Origin of the sequence: Streptomyces scabichelini, from assembly GCF_011045015.1 — a bacterium.
Lineage (GTDB): Bacteria > Actinomycetota > Actinomycetes > Streptomycetales > Streptomycetaceae > Streptomyces > Streptomyces scabichelini.
This window is the reverse complement of record NZ_JAAKZY010000080.1, coordinates 25,394-42,930: the sequence shown is the minus strand read 5'-3', so window position 1 is coordinate 42,930 and position 17,537 is coordinate 25,394. Positions and strand designations below refer to the sequence as shown.

Sequence of the window (17,537 nt, the reverse complement as noted above, 5' to 3'; positions counted from 1 at the left end):
GGGTGGGTATCGGGGGAGTCGATCTCGCCGAGGCCGACCTGACGCAGTGGCGTTCGCGTGTGGCATGGGTGCCGCAGCGGCCCCATCTGTACGCCGGGTCCATCGCCGAGAACGTACGGCTGGCGCGGCCCGACGCCGACGACTCCGATGTGCGGAAGGCGCTGGGTGACGCGGGCGCACTCGAGTTCGTGGACGCGCTGCCCGACGGGATGCGGACGGTACTCGGTGAGGACGGGGCCGGGCTGTCCGCCGGGCAGCGGCAACGGATCGCGCTGGCCCGGGCGTTCCTCGCGGACCGGCCCGTGCTGCTGCTCGACGAGCCGACGGCTTCGCTGGACGGGGAGACCGAGGCCGAGGTCGTCGAGGCCGTCCGGCGCTTGGCGGTGGGGCGGACGGTGCTGCTCGTGGTGCATCGGCCGGCGTTGCTGGGGGTCGCGGACCGGGTGGTGCGGCTGGAGCCCCGTGAGTCCGTCGCGGTATCCGGTTCCGTGGACTCCGGAGGTGTGTCCGGCACCGGCCTACCGCAGGCGGTGCCCACGGCCGGGGCAAAGGAGCTGCCCGTATCCCCGCAGGGGCGGGGCGGTGTCCTCGCGCGCGTCCGCGCCATGGCCGGGCCCCGGCGTGGTCGGCTCGCGCTCGCTCTCCTGCTCGGCAGTCTCGCGCTCGGGAGCGCCGTCGGGCTGATGGCCACCTCCGGGTGGCTGATCTCGCGGGCCTCGCAGCAGCCGCCCGTGCTCTATCTGATGGTCGCCGTGACGGCCACGCGGGCGTTCGGGATCGGGCGGGCAGTCTTCCGGTATGCCGAGCGGCTGGTGTCGCACGATGCCGTGCTGCGGATGCTGGCCGACACCCGGGTCGCCGTGTACCGGCGGCTCGAACGGCTCGCTCCCGCGGGGATGCGGACCACCCGGCGCGGTGACCTGCTCTCGCGGCTCGTCGCCGATGTCGACGCACTTCAGGACTACTGGCTGCGCTGGTTGCTGCCCGCCTCGGCCGCGGTCGTCGTGTCCGCCGCCTCCGTGGGGTTCACGGCCTGGCTGCTGCCCGAGGCCGGAGCCGCCCTCGCCCTCGGACTGCTCGCCGCCGGGATCGGCGTCCCCCTGGTGACCGGCGCCGTCGCGCGCCGCGCGGAGCGCAGGCTGGCCCCCGCCCGCGGCGTCCTCGCGACCCGCGTGGCCGATCTCCTCACCGGGACGGCCGAGTTGACGGTCGCCGGTGCGCTGCCCGCGCGTACCGCCGAAGCGCGGCAGGCCGACTCCGCGCTCACCCGCATCGCATCGCGCACCGCGACCGCCACCGCGCTCGGCGACGGGCTCACCGCCCTCATCTCCGGGCTCACCGTGGCGGCCACCGCGCTGGTCGGCGCCCAGGCGGTCACCGACGGACGCCTCAGCGGCGTGCTGATGGCCGTCGTCGTCCTCACCCCGCTCGCCGCGTTCGAGGCCGTCCTGGGGCTGCCGCTGGCGGTCCAGTACCGGCAGCGGGTGCACAAGAGCGCGGAGCGCGTGTACGAGGTTCTGGACGCCCCCGATCCCGTACGCGAACCGGAGCGGCCGCGGGAGGCACCGGCGTCGCCGTTCCCGCTCGTCCTCCAGGGGCTGTCCGCCCGCCACCACGGGCAGGACCGGGACGCGCTGGCCGGGCTCGACCTGACGCTCGAACAGGGGCGCAGGGTCGCCGTCGTCGGGCCGTCCGGGTCCGGCAAGACGACCCTCGCTCAGGTGCTGCTGCGGTTCCTGGACGCTGACGCGGGGACGTACACGCTGGGTGGCGTGGACGCGTACGACCTGGACAGCGACGACGTACGGCGTCTGGTCGGGCTGTGCGCGCAGGACGCGCACCTCTTCGACAGCTCGGTGCGCGAGAACCTGCTGCTCGCCCGGAAGGACGCGACCGAGGCCGAACTGCGTGCCGCGCTCGAGCGGGCCCGGCTGCTCGACTGGGCCGACGGGCTGCCCGACGGGCTCGACACGCTGATTGGCGAGCACGGGGCGTGGCTGTCCGGCGGGCAGCGGCAGCGGCTCGCGCTGGCCCGCGCGCTGCTCGCGGACTTCCCGGTCCTCGTCCTCGACGAGCCCGCGGAGCACCTCGACCTTCCGACGGCCGACGCGCTCACCACCGATCTGCTCGCCGCGACCGAGGGCCGTACGACGCTCCTGATCACGCACCGGCTGGCGGGCCTGGAGGCCGTGGACGAGGTGATCGTGCTGGCGGAGGGGCGTGTGGTGCAGCGGGGCCCGTACGGCGAACTGGCAGCGGTGGACGGACCGCTGCGGGAGATGCGGGAGCGGGAGGACGCCACGGAGCTCCTGGCGGCGGCACCCGACTTCGCCGACGCTGTTTAGCGGGGAGACCGCCGCCCCTGAAGTGCCGCGAACCAGGCCGCTGTTCGGAGCCGCTGTTCGGAGCAGTGCGGTGGTCCGTCCGTGGCATTCGGTCCCCCAGGCGTACGCCTTGAACAGGCCCGCGCCCCCGGCGCGGGACACGATCCGTGTCATGCGCTCACCTCGCCGCCATCCCCTGCTCGTACCGGCGCTGCTGTGTGCGCTGGCCGTCCTGACGGCCCGGCCCACGGCGGCCACCGGTGACGGCGACGGCCCCGGTGGCGTCAGCGCCGAGGTGGTGCGGCTGTTCGAGGAGGCGTCCGTCACGACACGGCAGTACGAGGAGGGGCGCAGGGAAGCCGAGGTGCAGCGGGCCCGGGCGGAGCGGCTGGAGCGGCTGCTCGCGCGGGAACGGCGGGGCATCGCCGTGCTGCGCGGGGATCTCGGCCGCATCGCGCGCGCCCAGTACCGCAGCGGGGGTGGGCTTCCGCACACCGCGCAGATGCTGCTCGCGGACAGCCCCGAGGAGCTGATGCGCGGTCAGCGTGCCGTGTGGCAGGCGGACCTTGCGGTCAACAACGCCGTCACCAAGAGCCGCCGCGCCGAGGCACGGCTCGCCGCCGACGAGGCGAAGGCCGCGCAGGCCTGGCAGGAGCTGGAACAGCGCAACGCCCAGCTCGCCGAGATGAAGCAGGGGATCGAGCAGAAGCTCGAAGCGGCGCAGTCGACGCTTCAAGGGCAGGCGGACGCCTCGGTCGCCGCGGGCGCGTGCCGCGGTGCCGTCCGGCTCGACCAGCCGGAGACGAGCCGCACGCAGGCGTGGGTCGCGCCGGTGGAGACGTACGAACTCTCCGCGGGCTTCGGCAGCGGCGGCGAGCGGTGGGCGAGCCGGCACACCGGGCAGGACTTCGCGGTGGACATCGGCACGCCGGTGCGGTCGGTGGGCGAGGGGAAGGTGGTGAAGGTGGCGTGCGGCGGCCCGTTCGGCATCGAGGTCGTGGTGCGGCACCCCGGCGGCTACTACACGCAGTACGCACACCTCGCGGCCGTCGCCGTCGATCAGGGGGAGCGGGTGGTACCCGGGCAGTGGGTCGGCCAGTCGGGCACGACCGGCAACTCGACCGGACCGCATCTGCACTTCGAGGTGCGCCTGACGCCGTATCACGGGTCGGGTGTGGATCCGCTGGGGTGGCTGGCCGAGCGCGGGGTGCAGCTCTAGGCGCGTTACCGCCGCTCCGCGAGTATTCGTTCGATCACGACCGCCACCCCGTCATCGTTGTTGGCGACGGTGCGCCCTGAGGCCGCGGCGATCACGTCGGGGTGCGCGTTGCCCATCGCGTACGACGTGCCTGCCCAGGTGAGCATCTCCACGTCGTTCGGCATGTCCCCGAAGGCGACGACCTCCTCGTGCGAGATGCCGCGCTCGGCGCAGCACAGCGCGAGCGTGCTGGCCTTGGAGACGCCGGGGCCGCTGATCTCCAGCAGGGCGCTCGGGCTGGAGCGGGTGATGGTGGCCCGGTCGCCGACGGCGAGGCGGGCGAGGGTGAGGAAGGCGTCGGGATCCATCTCGTGGTGGTACGCGAGGATCTTGAGTACCGGTTCGTCGGCGTCGGCGGCGTCCGGTGCCAGGAGTTTCTCGGCGGGGGCGAGGTTGTCGGGGATCTCCATGTGCAGCTTCGGATACGCGGGCTCCTGGTGGAAGCCGTACGTCTGCTCGACGGCGTACACGGTCCCGGGCGCCGCCTCGCGCAGCAGCTGGACAGCCTCGAGGGCGTTCTCGCGCGCCAACTCGCGGATCTTGACGAAGCGGTGACTGCCGGGGCCGCCGTGCAGATCGACCACGGCGGCGCCGTTCCCGCAGATGGCCAGGCCGTGGCCGTGGACATGGTCACTGACGACGTCCATCCAGCGGGCCGGGCGGCCGGTGACGAAGAAGACCTCGATGCCGGCCTCCTCGGCGGCGGCCAGTGCGGCGACCGTGCGCTGCGAGACGGACTTGTCGTCGCGCAGCAGGGTGCCGTCCAGATCCGTGGCGATCAGCCGGGGCGGGAGGGTGGAGGCCGGGGTCTGGGGCCGGCGGGTCGCTGAGGTCACGCCGCCATTGTCCCGCATATGGCCACGCGGCTCTGTGGCAGACCGCACATCTGAGGGCCCCGCGTCCTCATCTGTGGTGCCATGCGTCCCCCGGGCCCCGGAAGAACATCAGCCCAGCTGCCCGAGCGCCTCCATCGCGATCTGCTCGAAGACCTTCTCGTCCGCCGCGAAGTCCGAGTCCGGGATGGGCCAGTGGATCACGATGTCCGTGAAGCCGAGTTCCCTGTGCTTGCCGGCGAAGTCGACGAACGCGTCGAGGGACTCCAACGGACGGCCGCGGTCCGGGGTGAAACCGGTGAGCAGGATCTTGTCGAGCTCGTCGGCGTCACGGCCGACCGCGTCGCACGCGGCGGCCAGCTTCTCGGCCTGTCCGCGAAGGGCTTGAACCGACTGCTCCGCAGTGCCCGTCTCGAACAGCTTCGGGTCGCCCGTCGTCACCCACGCCTGCCCGTACCGGGCGGCGAGCTTCAGCCCGCGCGGCCCGGTGGCGGCCACCGCGAAGGGCAGCCGGGGGCGCTGGACGCAGCCGGGGATGTTGAAGGCCTCGTACGCCGAGTAGAACCGGCCGTCGTACGAGACGGAGTCCTCGGTGAGCAGCCGGTCCAGCAGCGGCACGAACTCCCCGAAGCGGTCGGCCCGCTCGCGCGGCGTCCACGGTTCCTGGCCGAGTGCCTTGGCGTCGAAGCCCTTGCCGCCCGCGCCGATGCCAAGGGTGACGCGGCCACCGGAGATGTCGTCGAGCGAGATCAGCTCCTTGGCGAGGGTCACCGGGTGCCGGAAGTTCGGCGAGGTCACCAGCGTGCCGAGGCGCAGACGGTCGGTGGCGCCCGCGGCGGCCGTCAGTGTCGGCACGGCGCCGAACCACGGACCCTCGCGGAACGTCCGCCACGACAGATGGTCGTACGTGAACGCCGTGTGGAAGCCCAGCTGCTCCGCGCGCTGCCACGCGGAACGCCCTCCCTCATGCCAGCGGAGATACGGCAGGATCACGGTGCTCAGGCGCAGACTCATGGCACAGAGCCTAAGCGCAGCCTGGACGCGCGCCGGCACGACGGGTCAGTGCGGGCCGGGAAACCGCAGGTAGCGGGGCGGCACGGCGGCCGTGAGCCAGACGCCGTTGGCGCTGACCCTGAAGACGTGGCCGCCGCGGTGCATGGCGGCGGCGTCCACGGAGAGCACGACGGGGCGGCCGCGACGGGCTCCGACGCGAGTCGCGGTCTCGCGGTCCGGCGAGAGATGCACGTCGTGCCGGTTCATGGGCCTCAGACCCTCGGCGCGGATCGCGTCCAGGTTGCGGGCGACGGTCCCGTGGTAGAGGTACGCGGGCGGTGTCGCCGGGGGCAGTCCGAGGTCGACCTCGACAGAATGGCCCTGGCTGGCACGGATCCGGGTGCCCTCGATCGCGAAGCGCCGCTTGTCGTTGGTGGCCACCACGTGATCGAGTTCTTCGCGAGTGAACCGGAAGCCGTGCGCGGCCGCCGCGGCCATCAGCGTCTCGATCTCGACCCAGCCGCCCTCGTCGAGCGTGAGCCCGATTCTCTCGGGCTGATGCCGCAGGTGTTTGGAGAGGTACTTCGACACCTTCACGGTGCGCCGTTCCTCCAGCTCGGATTCGTTCATTTCGCCAGAGTGCCTGGCGAGACGCTGATCACGCATTAAATTTTGGTGCCGAGGTTTGATCCACAGCCAAGTGCGTTATCCACAGGGCAAGTTGATGTTACCTGTGGACAACTCTCCTTCCTTGCCGACGTTTTCCTCAGCCTTCGCCTTCCTCAGCCTTCGCCGCCCTTCTCCTCACAGCCGTGGCTCTATTCGTCCGATCACGCGCAGCACCCTGGGCGTGAAGCGGGACATCAGGCGGGCGCCGCGGGCTTCGGGGGTCACGGGCACCACGGGCTGGTTGCGGACGACGGCGCGCAGGACGGCGTCGGCCACCTTCTCCGGTGGGTAGTTCCGCAGCCCGTACAGCCGTGCGGTCTTCTTCTGGCGCCGTTTCTCCTCGTCGGCGTCGACGCCCGCGAAGTGCGCGGTCGAGGTGATGTTGGTGTTGACGAAGCCCGGGCAGATCGCCGAGACGCCGATGCCCTGGCCCGCCAGCTCCGCGCGCAGGCACTCGCTGAGCATCAGCACGGCCGCCTTGGAGGTGCTGTAGGCGGGCAGTGCCTTCGAGGGCAGATACGCCGCAGCCGACGCGATGTTGACGATGTGACCGCCCTGCCCGCGCTCGGCCATCTGCTTGCCGAAGAGCCGGCAGCCGTGGATCACGCCCCACAGGTTGACGTCGAGGACCTTCTTCCAGTCCTCCGCGGTGGTGTCGAAGAACGAGCCGGAGAGCCCGATCCCGGCGTTGTTCACCAGCACGTCCACCACCCCGTACTCGGCGGCGACCTTGTCGGCGAACTCCTCCATGGCCCGCTCGTCGGAGACGTCGACCGTCTCGGCCCAGGCCTTGGGGGCACCGCCCAGACGGGACAGCTCCGCGGTGCGGACCGCGCTCTCCGCGTGCCGGTCGACGGCCACCACGCGCGCGCCGGACTCCGCGAACGCCAAGGCCGTGGCCCGCCCGATGCCGCTGCCCGCCCCGGTGACCAGTACCAGCTGCCCGCCGAACCGGTCCGCGTACTTGCCTGTCGCCACCGGCGCGGGCCTCCCGCCCTCGGCGGACGTCACGAACTCGGTGATCCAGGTCGCCAGCTGATCCGGCCGGGTGCGCGGGATCCAGTGCTTGGCCGGGAGCGTGCGCCGGACCAGCTGCGGGGCCCACTGCTCCAATTCGTCGTAGAGCCGCTCGGACAGGAAGGCGTCCTTCAAGGGCGTGATGAGCTGCACGGGCGCGTGTGCGTACGCGTCCGGGCGCGGGTTGCGCAGGCGCGCCCGGACGTTGTCCCGGTACAACCACACGCCGTGTGCCGCGTCCGAGGGCAGCGAGGCGGTCGGGTAGTCGTCCGTGGAAATCTTCTCGATCCGCCGAAGGATCTTCGGCCACTGCCTGCCGAGCGGGCCACGGCAGACGAGCTCCGGCAGGACGGGGGTGTGCAGCAGGTAGATGTACCAGGACTTGGCGCCCTGGCCGAGGAGCTGACCGGCCCTGCGCGGGGTCGGGCGGGCCATGCGCTTCTTGATCCAGTGCCCGAAGTGGTCCAGGGACGGGCCCGACATCGATGTGAAGGAGGCGATCCTCCCCTCGGTCCGCTCGACCGTGACGAACTCCCAGCACTGGGCCGAGCCCCAGTCATGCCCGACCAGATGCACCGGCCGGTCCGGGCTGACCGCGTCCGCGACCGCGAGGAAGTCGTCCGTCAGCTTCTCCAGCGTGAACCCGCCGCGCAGCGGCCGCGGGGCCGTCGACCTGCCGTGCCCCCGGACGTCGTACAGCACCACGTGAAATCCCTGGAGCTCCGCGAGGCGTGCCGCGACCTCCGACCACACCTCCTTGGTGTCCGGATAGCCGTGGACGAGCAGCACCGTGGGCTGCGACGGGTCGCCCAGCTCGGCGACGCACAGCTCGACCCCGCCCGTACGCACCCAGCGCTCACGCGCTCCCTTGAGCAGACCCTGACCCGTCACCGGATCCATCTTGCTCACGCGATCCCCCTCACGCATGCCGACCCGGCCCGTCAGCGGCTGCGTGCCGGGCCCTGACGAATGTGGCAATTGTTGGAAGCCGCGTCAACAGGCGTGAGCGGAGCCTGTGGACAACCCGTCCGATGTGGATGACCGCCCCGGCTGTTCGACTTCAGGGGGACCCTTACGGGCCCGTAATACCGGAGAGTGACACCGATACAGCTCCCTGGGGTGACGCACCGCTGTGGCCTGCGCCACTACTTTCGAAGCGTGACTGTGATCGCGACCGAAACCCTGAGCAAGCGGTTCCCGAGGGTGACCGCGCTTGACCGGCTGTCCCTGGACGTCGGGCCCGGTGTGACGGGACTCGTCGGAGCCAACGGAGCCGGCAAGTCCACACTGATCAAGATCCTGCTGGGTCTGTCCCCCGCCACGGAGGGCCGTGCCGAAGTGCTCGGCCTCGACGTCGCCACCAAGGGCGGCGACATCCGCGAGCGCGTCGGGTACATGCCCGAGCACGACTGCCTGCCGCCCGACGTCTCCGCCACCGAGTTCGTCGTCCACATGGCGCGCATGTCCGGCCTGCCCCCTGCGGCGGCCCGCGAGCGCACCGCGGACACGCTGCGCCACGTCGGCCTGTACGAAGAGCGCTATCGCCCTATCGGCGGCTACTCGACCGGCATGAAGCAGCGCGTCAAGCTCGCGCAGGCCCTCGTCCACGACCCCCAGCTGGTCTTCCTCGACGAGCCGACCAACGGCCTCGACCCCGGCGGCCGTGACGAGATGCTCGGCCTGATCCGCCGTATCCACACCGACTTCGGCATCTCGGTCCTGGTCACCTCGCACCTGCTGGGCGAGTTGGAGCGCACCTGCGACCACGTCGTCGTCATCGACGGCGGCAAGCTCCTGCGGTCCAGCTCCACCACGGACTTCACCCAGACCACGACGACCCTCGCGATCGAGGTCACCGACACCGAAGACCACCCGGACGGCACCCGCGCGGTGCGCGACGTGCTGCACGCGCGCGGGATCGACACCCACGACGGCAGCGGCCTGCCGGGCGCCGGCCACATCCTGCTGCTCACGGCTGACGGCGAGGAGACGTACGACCTCGTACGCGACGTTGTCGCCGACCTCGGCCTCGGCCTGGTCCGCATGGAACAGCGCAGGCACCACATCTCGGAGGTCTTCAAGGACGCCGACGAAGCGCGGGACGAAGAGCGGAAGGAGGCGGTCGGCCATGGCGGTTGAGCAGACCCCGGCCCGGGCAGGCGAGCAGACCCGGATCCACAACATCGGCTACCGCAACTACGACGGCCCGCGCCTGGGCCGCGCATACGCCCGCCGCTCGCTCTACTCGCAGTCCCTGCGCGGCGCGTACGGCCTCGGTCGCTCGGCCAAGTCCAAGGTCCTGCCGATGCTGCTCTTCGTGGTGATGTGCGTGCCCGCGGCCATCATGGTGGCCGTCGCGGTCGCCACCACGGCGAAGGATCTGCCGGTCGACTACACGCGCTATGCGATCTTCCTGCAGGCGGTCATCGGCCTGTACGTGGCCTCGCAGGCACCGCAGTCCGTCTCGCGCGACCTGCGCTTCAAGACCGTACCGCTGTACTTCTCGCGCCCCATCGAGACGGCCGACTACGTCCGCGCCAAGTACGCGGCACTGGCCTCGGCGATGTTCATCCTCACCGCCGCACCGCTGCTCGTGCTCTATGTGGGCGCACTGCTGGCCAAACTCGACTTCGCCGACCAGACCAAGGGATTCGCACAGGGGCTCGTCTCCGTGGCACTGCTTTCACTGCTCTTCGCCGGCATCGGCCTGGTCATCTCGGCGATCACCCCGCGCCGCGGCTTCGGCATCGCGGCCGTCATCGCCACGCTGACCATCTCCTACGGAGCCGTTTCCACAGTCCAGGCCATCGCGTACGAGCAGAACAGCACCGACGCGATCGCCTGGCTCGGCCTCTTCTCGCCCATCACGCTCATCGATGGAGTGCAGACCGCCTTCCTCGGAGCCTCATCCTCGTTCCCCGGAGCAGTGGGCCCGTCGAACGGCGAGGGCGTCGTCTACCTCCTCGCCGTCCTGGGCCTCATCGCCGGCTGCTACGGCCTCCTGATGCGCCGCTACCGAAAGGTCGGACTGTGACCACGCTCAACATCGACCACGTCTCGCGCTGGTTCGGCAACGTGGTCGCCGTCAACGACATCACCATGACGATCGGCCCCGGCGTCACCGGCCTGCTCGGCCCGAACGGCGCCGGAAAGTCCACCCTCATCAACATGATGGGCGGCTTCCTGGCCCCCTCCACGGGCTCCGTCACGCTCGACGGACAGCCGACCTGGCGCAACGAACAGATCTACAAGAAGATCGGCATCGTCCCCGAACGCGAGGCGATGTACGACTTCCTCACCGGCCGCGAATTCGTCGTCGCCAACGCCGAGTTGCACGGCCTCGGCAAGAAGGCCGCCCAGAAGGCACTCGCCACCGTCGAAATGGAGTACGCGCAGGACCGGAAGATCTCGACGTACTCCAAGGGCATGCGGCAGCGCGTGAAGATGGCCTCCGCGCTCGTCCACGAGCCGTCCCTGCTGCTGCTCGACGAGCCCTTCAACGGAATGGACCCGCGCCAGCGCATGCAGCTGATGGACCTGCTGCGCCGCATGGGAGACGAGGGACGCACGGTGCTGTTCTCGTCCCACATCCTCGAAGAAGTCGAGCAACTCGCCTCGCACATCGAGGTGATCGTCGCCGGACGGCACGCAGCGAGCGGCGACTTCCGGCGCATCCGCCGACTGATGACCGACCGCCCGCACCGCTACCTCGTGCGCTCCAGCGACGACCGCGCGCTCGCGGCCGCCCTCATCGCCGACCCCTCGACCGCCGGCATCGAAGTGGACCTCCAGGAGGGCGCGTTGCGCATCCAGGCGGTCGACTTCGGGCGCTTCACGGCACTGCTGCCGCGGGTGGCCCGGGACCACGACATCCGGCTGCTGACGGTCTCGCCCTCGGACGAGTCCCTCGAGTCCGTCTTCTCGTATCTCGTCGCGGCGTAGGAGGCCGAAGATGTACGACCCCACAGTCGCCCGACTCACCTACCGTGGCCTGCTCGGCCGCCGCCGGGCCCTCATCCTGGGCGCGCTGCCCGTCCTGCTGATCGTGATCTCCGTGGCGGTCCGTGCCTTCACCGGCACCGACGACCAGGTGGCCGCCGATGTCCTCGGCGGGTTCGCGCTCGCCACGATGGTGCCGATCATCGGCGTCATCGCCGGTACGGGCGCGATCGGGCCGGAGATCGACGACGGCTCGGTGGTGTACCTGCTGGCCAAGCCGATCAAGCGGCCCACGATCATCTTCACCAAGCTGATCGTCGCCATCGCCGTGACCATGGCGTTCTCCGCGCTCCCGACGTTCATCGCGGGGATGATCCTCAACGGCAACGGACAGCAGATCGCCGTCGCGTACACCGTGGCCGCGCTCGTCGCCTCCATCGCGTACGCCGCCCTCTTCCTGCTGCTCGGCACGGTCACGCGGCACGCGGTGGTCTTCGGGCTCGTCTACGCCCTCGTCTGGGAGGCCCTCTTCGGGTCGCTGGTGTCCGGGGCGCGCACGCTCAGCGTCCAGCAGTGGTCGCTCGCCGTGGCCCATGAGGTCACCGGCGGAGACCTCGTCACCTCGGACGTCGGCCTGACGACGGGGACGGTACTGCTGGTCGCGGTGACTGTCGCCGCCACATGGTTCGCGGGGCAGAAACTGCGGACGCTGACACTGGCCGGGGAGGAATAAGCCCTCCGGGGAGTCGGGGCGGCTCCACGCGCGCGTGACCGCTGTTCGGGTGCACGCGCGCGTGGGGCCGCTTTTGATGTGGGGTGATGTGAGGCCGCTTTTGATCTTGAGATCGGCTTTACACGCGCAACGGCACACTTGTGGCAAAGGGATGCACAGCGAGGAGGAACGGGGATGGCAGGGCAGGCATCGCGGAGCGACGGCCAGGACGGTCAGGGGGAGTCCGAGGACACCTGGGACGAACTTGTCCTGGACGAGGACTTCATACGGTCCGCCGAGACGGCCGAACCGTCGGCACGAGCCCGTATGCTCGCCGCCCGTTGGCGCGACAGAGGCCCCGAACCGCAGCCCTGGCGGTCCGACGAGCCTCCCGCGGGCTGGTTCTTCAGCAAGGCGCGACGGCGCAGGTGGCGCCGCCGGTAGCCGTTCCCGGAGCGCCCATCCCGGAGGCTCCCCTTTTTATTCGGTGGCGCCCAACTCGGCGTACGGGCAGAGTAATTATGTCCAGGTCGCCGGGTTCCTCCGGCGCCGAATTCTGGGAGAGGAGCGCGACGATGCCCATCAGCAGCAGTCCGTCGAGCTCCCGACAGGGCAGCCCGCGGCGCACTCCGGAGTAGCTACCGCTCCGTCGAGTCCGCCCCGCACGGGGAGCTGCCCGGGGCGGCCGCTTCGAGCGCGCATCTCGCGCGGGCCGCCCTCCCCGACGTTGACGCGACGCCGTCGCTGTGACGTGGCCACTGCCGAGTCACAGCGACAGCGTCGCGCACTCAGCCCAGCAACCGCTCCAGCACCACCGCGATCCCGTCCTCCTCGTTGGACAGTGTCACCTCGTGGGCGACCGCCTTGAGTTCCTCGTGGGCGTTGGCCATGGCCACGCCATGGGCGGACCAGTTGAACATCGGGATGTCGTTGGGCATGTCGCCGAAGGCAATGGTGTCCGCGGCCCTGACGCCCAGGCGCCGGGCCGCCAGGGAGAGACCCGTGGCCTTGGAGAGGCCGAGAGGGAGGATCTCGACGATCCCCTCGCCCGCCATCGTGATGGACACCAGACCGCCCACGGCCTGACGGGCGGCATCCGCCAGTTCGTCGTCGGACAGGCGGGGGTGCTGGATGTACATCTTGGTCAGCGGCTCGGCCCAGAGCTCCGCGAGGTCGGTGAACGGGACGGCCTGCAGCTGTCCCTGTACCCGGTAGCCAGGGCCGATCAGGACGTCACCGTCGAGACCGTCACGGCTTGCGGCGAGGGCCAGCGCACCGACCTCCGCCTCGATCTTCGCGAGCGCCAGACCGGCCAGCTGCCGGTCGAGGGTCAGCGAGGTGAGCAGCCGGTGCGCCCCCGCGTCGTACACCTGCGCCCCCTGAGCACACACCGCGATCCCGTCGTACCCGAGTTCGTCCAGTATGTGCCGGGTCCAGGGCACCGCTCGCCCAGTGACGACAATATGCGCGGCGCCCGCCGCGGTGGCCGCGGCGAGCGCCTCACGCGTGCGCTCCGAGACCGTGTCGTCGGAGCGCAGCAACGTTCCGTCGAGATCGGTCGCGACAAGTCTGTACGGGAAGGCGGAAGCAGAGGTGCTCACTTGGCGACCGGCTCCAGAATCTCCCGGCCGCCCAGATACGGACGCAGCACCTCCGGCACGCGTACGGAGCCGTCGGCCTGCTGGTGGTTCTCCAGGATCGCCACGATCGTGCGCGGCACGGCGCACAGCGTGCCGTTCAGCGTCGCGAGCGGCCTGACCGTCTTCCCGTCCCGCATACGGATCGACAAGCGGCGCGACTGGAACTCCGTGCAGTCCGACGTCGACGTCAACTCGCGGTACTTGCCCTGGGTGGGGATCCACGCCTCGCAGTCGAACTTACGGGCCGCCGACGAGCCGAGATCGCCCGTCGCCACGTCGATCACCCTGAACGGCAGCCCCAGCGAGGTCAGCCACTGCTTCTCCCACTCCAGCAGACGCTGGTGCTCGGCCTCCGAGTCCGCCGGGTCGACGTACGAGAACATCTCGACCTTGTCGAACTGGTGCACGCGGAAGATGCCGCGGGTGTCCTTGCCGTGCGAGCCGGCCTCGCGGCGGAAGCAGGGCGAGAAGCCCGCGTACCGCAGCGGGAGGCGGTCGCCGTCGATGATCTCGTCCATGTGATACGCGGCCAGAGCCACCTCGGACGTGCCGACCAGATACAGGTCGTCCTTGTCCATGTGGTACACGTCCTGCGCGGCCTGGCCGAGGAAGCCCGTGCCGGCCATGGCCTGCGGGCGGACCAGCGCCGGGGTCAGCATCGGCGTGAAGCCGGCGGCCGTGGCCTGGGTCATCGCCGCATTGACGAGGGCGAGTTCGAGCAGCGCGCCGACGCCCGTCAGGAAATAGAAGCGCGAGCCCGAGACCTTGGCGCCGCGCTCGACGTCGATCGCGCCGAGCGTCGTGCCGAGCTCCAGGTGGTCCTTGGGCTCGAAGCCCTCGGCCGCGAAGTCACGGATCGTGCCGTGCGTCTCCAGCGTGACGAAGTCCTCCTCGCCGCCGACCGGGACGCCTGGGTGCACGAGGTTGCCGAGCTGGAGCAGCAGCTCCTGGGTCTGAGCCGCGGCCTCGTCCTGTGCCGCGTCGGCCGCCTTGACGTCGGCGGCGAGCTGGCTCGCCTTCTTCAGGAGCTCGGCCTTCTCGTCACCGGAAGCCTTGGGGATCAGCTTGCCGAGAGCCTTCTGCTCGGCGCGCAGCTCGTCGAAGCGGACGCCGGACGACCTGCGCCGCTCGTCGGCGGAGAGCAGGGCGTCGACGAGCGCGACGTCCTCTCCACGGGCGCGCTGCGACGCACGCACACGGTCGGGGTCCTCACGGAGCAGGCGAAGGTCAATCACCCCTCAAGGCTACCGGTGCGGGGTTCGGGCCCACGACTCGGTATTCCGATCTGCCTGCTCTGTCACGTTATGGGGGAATTGATCAACTCTGTCAATAAAAGGAGTGTGAATCCCTGGAATGGTGCAGGTGGGATTCGGTGAGTTGACTCGATTCCCTTGCGGGAAACGGGACTTGATGCGGGCGTTGTCCACAGGAGTCCGCCCCCTCCAAGAGTTATCCACAGGCTGTGCGAAAGATCTGTGGACTACGGAGCCGATCGTTCCGAAACCCGTATGCGGGGGCGAAAAACTCCCGAACCTCACCCCCTCTCCACCCACTTTCGAGTGGAAATGGTTCGCCCCAAGGGATTGGTTGACGGAAACGGGTGGACGAAGGGTGACCTGCCAGGCTGTGGACGCAGTTGGGGGTCGTAGGGCGATTTGTCGACTGCATCGCACTTCGTTGTCGACTTGTCCCCAGGTCGAGAACATCACCTGTGGATAACTTCTGTGGACGAAGAAGACCAGCTGGTAGGACCGGGCTAGAACCGGCCGTCCTGGCAGCGCGCCAGCCAGTCGGAGGCTGCCGCGAACTCGCCGTCGGACGTACCGGCCCTCGGCATGCGTGCGTCCTGGGGGTCGGCCTCGGCCTGCGGATAGGACCCGAGGAACCGCACCTGAGGACATCTCCGCTTGAGGCCCATCAGTGCCTCGCTCACCCGGCGGTCGGCGATATGGCCCTCGGCGTCGATGGCGAAGCAGTAGTTGCCGATGCCCTCACCGGTCGGCCGGGACTGCAGCAGCACCAGGTTGACCCCGCGTACGGCGAACTCCTGGAGCAGTTCGACGAGGGCGCCCGGGTGGTCGTCGCGCTGCCAGACGACCACGGACGTCTTGTCCGCACCGGTCCGGGCCGCGGGCCGGGCGGGCTTGCCCACCAGCACGAACCGGGTCTGCGCGTTCTCCGCGTCGTGGATCCCGGTCTCCAGCGGTTCCAGGCCGTACTTCTGGGCCGCGAACTCGCCTGCGAAGGCCGCGTCGTAGCGCCCCTCCTGCACCAGGCGCGCGCCGTCCGCGTTCGAGGCCGCAGACTCCCAGATCACGTCCGGGAGGTTGTTCTTCATCCAGTTGCGCACCTGCGGCTGGGCGGCCGGGTGTGCGGTCACCGTCTTGATCTCCGAGAGCTTGGTGCCCGGCCTGACCAGCAGTGCGAAGGTGATCGAGAGCAGTACTTCGCGGTAGATCATCAGCGGTTCGCCGGCGACCAGTTCGTCGAGCGTCGTGGTGATGCCGCCCTCGACGGAGTTCTCGATCGGGACGAAGGCGGCCTCGGCCTCGCCGCCTCGGACCGCGTCGAGCGCGGCGGGCACGGACACCATCGGGACGAGTTCCCGGGTGGCGGTCTCCGGGAGTGTGCGCAGGGCGACTTCGGTGAAGGTGCCCTCGGGACCGAGATATGCGTAGCTGGCTGGCATGGCCTCACCCTAATGGGCCTTGCGCTGCTGGGCTCATGCTTCTCGCCCCCGCAGGACCAAGGGCCCCGTCAGCCACTCGGCTCGCACATCTCGCACATTTCGGCGAGTCACTCCAGGACCGCCCGGTGCTCCAGTGGGCGCCCTCATCCCTCCAGCAACCGCTGCCCCACGTACTCCCCCTCCGCTGCCCCGCCCGGCACCGCGAACAGCCCGCTGGCCTCGTGCCGGATGAAGGTGGACAGCGCGTCGCCCCGGTCGAGCTTGCGCTGCACGGGTACGAAGCCGCGCAGCGGGTCGGCCTGCCAGCAGACGAAGAGGAGGCCCGCGTCCGGTGCTCCGTCCACGTCGAAGCCGTCGTGGAAGGAGAACGGCCGGCGCAGCATCGCGGCACCGCCGTTCTGGTCGGGCCGGGTGATGCGCGCGTGTGCGTTGATGGGGATGACGAGCCGGCCCGCCGCATCCGTCTTCTCCAGTTCCGGCTCGGTCGTCTCCGTGCCACCGGTCAGCGGTGCCCCGTCCGACTTCCGCCGGCCGATGACGTTCTCCTGGTCCTTGAGGGAGAGCTTCTCCCAGTCGTCGAGGAGCATGCGGATGCGGCGTACGACGGCGTACGAGCCGCCGGCCATCCATGATGGTTCACCCGGGTCGGGTACGAAGATCCGCTGGTCGAAGTCGGCCTCGGACGGCTTCGGGTTGCGGGTGCCGTCGATCTGTCCCATCAGGTTGCGGGCCGTCATCGGTTGCGCGGTGGCGCCGGGTGAGCGGTTGAAGCCGTTCATCTGCCAGCGGACCCGGGCTGTCGAGCCGGTGTCCTTCTGGATCGCGCGCAGGGCGTGGAAGGCGACGAGGGCGTCGTTCGCGCCGATCTGCACCCACAGGTCGCCGTCGCTGCGTGCCTTGTCGAGGTGGTTCGAGGAGAAGTCGGGCAGCGGGTCGAGGGCGATTGGGCGCTGCTTCTCCAGTCCCGTACGGGCGAAGAAGCTGTGTCCGAAGCCGAAGGTGACGGTCAGGGACGACGGGCCCGCGTCGCGCGCGACATCCGTGTCGTCGCTTCCTGCCGTCTCGCCTGCCATCAGCCGCTGGGTCGTGGTCGACCAGCGGCGCAGGAGCGCGGCCGCCTCCTTGCGGCTCGCGCCCGCCGTCAGGTCGAAGGCGATGAGGTGGCCGTGTGCCTGGAGGGCCGTGGTGATGCCCGGCTGATGTTTCCCGTGAAACATCACCTGGTCCGTGCCGAGCGAGGTGAGGGGAGCGGTCCGGTCGGCGGAGGGCGCGGCGGCATACCCGGCGGCTCCGCCTGCCGCGCCGAGTGCGAGCCCGGTGGCACCGGCGGTACCGAGCAGCCGCCGCCGCGAGATGACCCCTCTGGGAGAGGGCTCCTGGGAAACGGCTTCCTCGGTAGCGGCTGCCGGGGAGGATGCCGCCGGGGGGGACGTGTCCGGAGTGGACTGTTCTGCCATGGTGAG

At 70.3% G+C, this 17,537-nt stretch carries 15 protein-coding genes; 7 read left to right on the top strand and 8 right to left on the bottom strand.

The features are described 5' to 3' along the window. Together cydC and G5C60_RS24525 are read left to right on the top strand one after the other, a co-directional pair. A partial coding sequence (cydC, locus tag G5C60_RS24530) for a thiol reductant ABC exporter subunit CydC (RefSeq protein WP_165262883.1) occupies positions 1 to 2,345 on the top strand: 2,345 nt, incomplete at its 5' end. Between the two features lie 151 nt (positions 2,346 to 2,496). Next, a complete protein-coding gene (locus tag G5C60_RS24525; RefSeq protein WP_165262881.1) occupies positions 2,497 to 3,543 on the top strand; it encodes a M23 family metallopeptidase in 1,047 nt (348 codons plus the stop codon). 5 nt (positions 3,544 to 3,548) lie between these two features. Here G5C60_RS24525 and G5C60_RS24520 read toward each other — a convergent pair whose 3' ends face one another. The 4 genes from G5C60_RS24520 to G5C60_RS24505 form a co-directional block, all read right to left on the bottom strand. Beyond that, positions 3,549 to 4,436: a Cof-type HAD-IIB family hydrolase gene (locus G5C60_RS24520; RefSeq protein ID WP_206439947.1), complete on the bottom strand. Its 888-nt coding sequence runs from the start codon at positions 4,434 to 4,436 to the stop codon at positions 3,549 to 3,551. Positions 4,437 to 4,526: 90 nt separating this feature from the next. After that, positions 4,527 to 5,429: an LLM class flavin-dependent oxidoreductase gene (locus G5C60_RS24515; RefSeq protein WP_165262877.1), complete on the bottom strand. Its 903-nt coding sequence runs from the start codon at positions 5,427 to 5,429 to the stop codon at positions 4,527 to 4,529. A 45-nt stretch (positions 5,430 to 5,474) separates the two neighbouring features. Then, positions 5,475 to 6,038, bottom strand: a complete 564-nt coding sequence (locus G5C60_RS24510; protein WP_206439946.1) for an RNA 2'-phosphotransferase — start codon at positions 6,036 to 6,038, stop codon at positions 5,475 to 5,477. Between the two features lie 174 nt (positions 6,039 to 6,212). Further along, on the bottom strand, positions 6,213 to 7,994 hold the full coding sequence (locus tag G5C60_RS24505; RefSeq protein ID WP_165262891.1) for an SDR family oxidoreductase: 1,782 nt from the start codon (positions 7,992 to 7,994) through the stop codon (positions 6,213 to 6,215). Positions 7,995 to 8,258: 264 nt separating this feature from the next. Between G5C60_RS24505 and G5C60_RS24500 the strand changes: the two genes are divergently transcribed. The 5 genes from G5C60_RS24500 (at position 8,259) to G5C60_RS24480 (ending at position 12,189) form a co-directional block, all read left to right on the top strand. Next, a complete protein-coding gene (locus G5C60_RS24500) occupies positions 8,259 to 9,233 on the top strand; it encodes an ATP-binding cassette domain-containing protein (RefSeq protein ID WP_165262889.1) in 975 nt (324 codons plus the stop codon). Beyond that, the gene (locus tag G5C60_RS24495; RefSeq protein WP_165262875.1) at positions 9,223 to 10,128 is read left to right on the top strand and encodes an ABC transporter permease; all 906 of its coding nucleotides are present in this window, start codon (positions 9,223 to 9,225) and stop codon (positions 10,126 to 10,128) included. Before G5C60_RS24500 ends, G5C60_RS24495 begins: the two co-directional genes overlap by 11 nt. Further along, complete coding sequence (locus G5C60_RS24490) at positions 10,125 to 11,036, top strand: ATP-binding cassette domain-containing protein (protein WP_165262873.1); 912 nt, start codon at positions 10,125 to 10,127, stop codon at positions 11,034 to 11,036. Before G5C60_RS24495 ends, G5C60_RS24490 begins: the two co-directional genes overlap by 4 nt. A 10-nt stretch (positions 11,037 to 11,046) precedes the next feature. Continuing rightward, complete coding sequence (locus G5C60_RS24485) at positions 11,047 to 11,766, top strand: ABC transporter permease (RefSeq protein WP_165262871.1); 720 nt, start codon at positions 11,047 to 11,049, stop codon at positions 11,764 to 11,766. Positions 11,767 to 11,940: 174 nt separating this feature from the next. Next, positions 11,941 to 12,189 carry an SGM_3592 family protein gene (locus G5C60_RS24480; protein WP_165262869.1) on the top strand — a complete coding sequence of 83 codons (249 nt, stop codon included), beginning with the start codon at positions 11,941 to 11,943 and terminating at the stop codon, positions 12,187 to 12,189. A 344-nt stretch (positions 12,190 to 12,533) separates the two neighbouring features. Here G5C60_RS24480 and G5C60_RS24475 read toward each other — a convergent pair whose 3' ends face one another. From G5C60_RS24475 to efeB, 4 genes are all read right to left on the bottom strand, one after another. Beyond that, on the bottom strand, positions 12,534 to 13,346 hold the full coding sequence (locus tag G5C60_RS24475; RefSeq protein ID WP_165262867.1) for a Cof-type HAD-IIB family hydrolase: 813 nt from the start codon (positions 13,344 to 13,346) through the stop codon (positions 12,534 to 12,536). Further along, complete coding sequence (gene serS, locus G5C60_RS24470; RefSeq protein ID WP_165262865.1) at positions 13,343 to 14,620, bottom strand: serine--tRNA ligase; 1,278 nt, start codon at positions 14,618 to 14,620, stop codon at positions 13,343 to 13,345. Before serS ends, G5C60_RS24475 begins: the two co-directional genes overlap by 4 nt. A gap of 521 nt (positions 14,621 to 15,141) precedes the next feature. After that, positions 15,142 to 16,074, bottom strand: coding sequence for a prephenate dehydratase (pheA, locus tag G5C60_RS24465; protein ID WP_165262863.1), 933 nt, complete (start codon positions 16,072 to 16,074; stop codon positions 15,142 to 15,144). Between the two features lie 143 nt (positions 16,075 to 16,217). Next, positions 16,218 to 17,531: an iron uptake transporter deferrochelatase/peroxidase subunit gene (efeB, locus tag G5C60_RS24460; RefSeq protein ID WP_165262861.1), complete on the bottom strand. Its 1,314-nt coding sequence runs from the start codon at positions 17,529 to 17,531 to the stop codon at positions 16,218 to 16,220. Between the last annotated feature and the right edge of the window lie 6 nt (positions 17,532 to 17,537).

What these genes read in the sequence shown, in the direction of transcription:
- G5C60_RS24525 (WP_165262881.1), top strand. Translation starts at nt 2,497, where the DNA reads ATGCGCTCACCTCGCCGCCATCCCCTGCTCGTACCGGCGCTGCTGTGT.
- G5C60_RS24520 (WP_206439947.1), bottom strand. Translation starts at nt 4,436, where the DNA reads ATGCGGGACAATGGCGGCGTGACCTCAGCGACCCGCCGGCCCCAGACC.
- G5C60_RS24515 (WP_165262877.1), bottom strand. Translation starts at nt 5,429, where the DNA reads ATGAGTCTGCGCCTGAGCACCGTGATCCTGCCGTATCTCCGCTGGCAT.
- G5C60_RS24510 (WP_206439946.1), bottom strand. Translation starts at nt 6,038, where the DNA reads ATGAACGAATCCGAGCTGGAGGAACGGCGCACCGTGAAGGTGTCGAAG.
- G5C60_RS24505 (WP_165262891.1), bottom strand. Translation starts at nt 7,994, where the DNA reads ATGGATCCGGTGACGGGTCAGGGTCTGCTCAAGGGAGCGCGTGAGCGC.
- G5C60_RS24495 (WP_165262875.1), top strand. Translation starts at nt 9,223, where the DNA reads ATGGCGGTTGAGCAGACCCCGGCCCGGGCAGGCGAGCAGACCCGGATC.
- G5C60_RS24485 (WP_165262871.1), top strand. Translation starts at nt 11,047, where the DNA reads ATGTACGACCCCACAGTCGCCCGACTCACCTACCGTGGCCTGCTCGGC.
- G5C60_RS24480 (WP_165262869.1), top strand. Translation starts at nt 11,941, where the DNA reads ATGGCAGGGCAGGCATCGCGGAGCGACGGCCAGGACGGTCAGGGGGAG.
- pheA (WP_165262863.1), bottom strand. Translation starts at nt 16,074, where the DNA reads ATGCCAGCCAGCTACGCATATCTCGGTCCCGAGGGCACCTTCACCGAA.
- efeB (WP_165262861.1), bottom strand. Translation starts at nt 17,531, where the DNA reads ATGGCAGAACAGTCCACTCCGGACACGTCCCCCCCGGCGGCATCCTCC.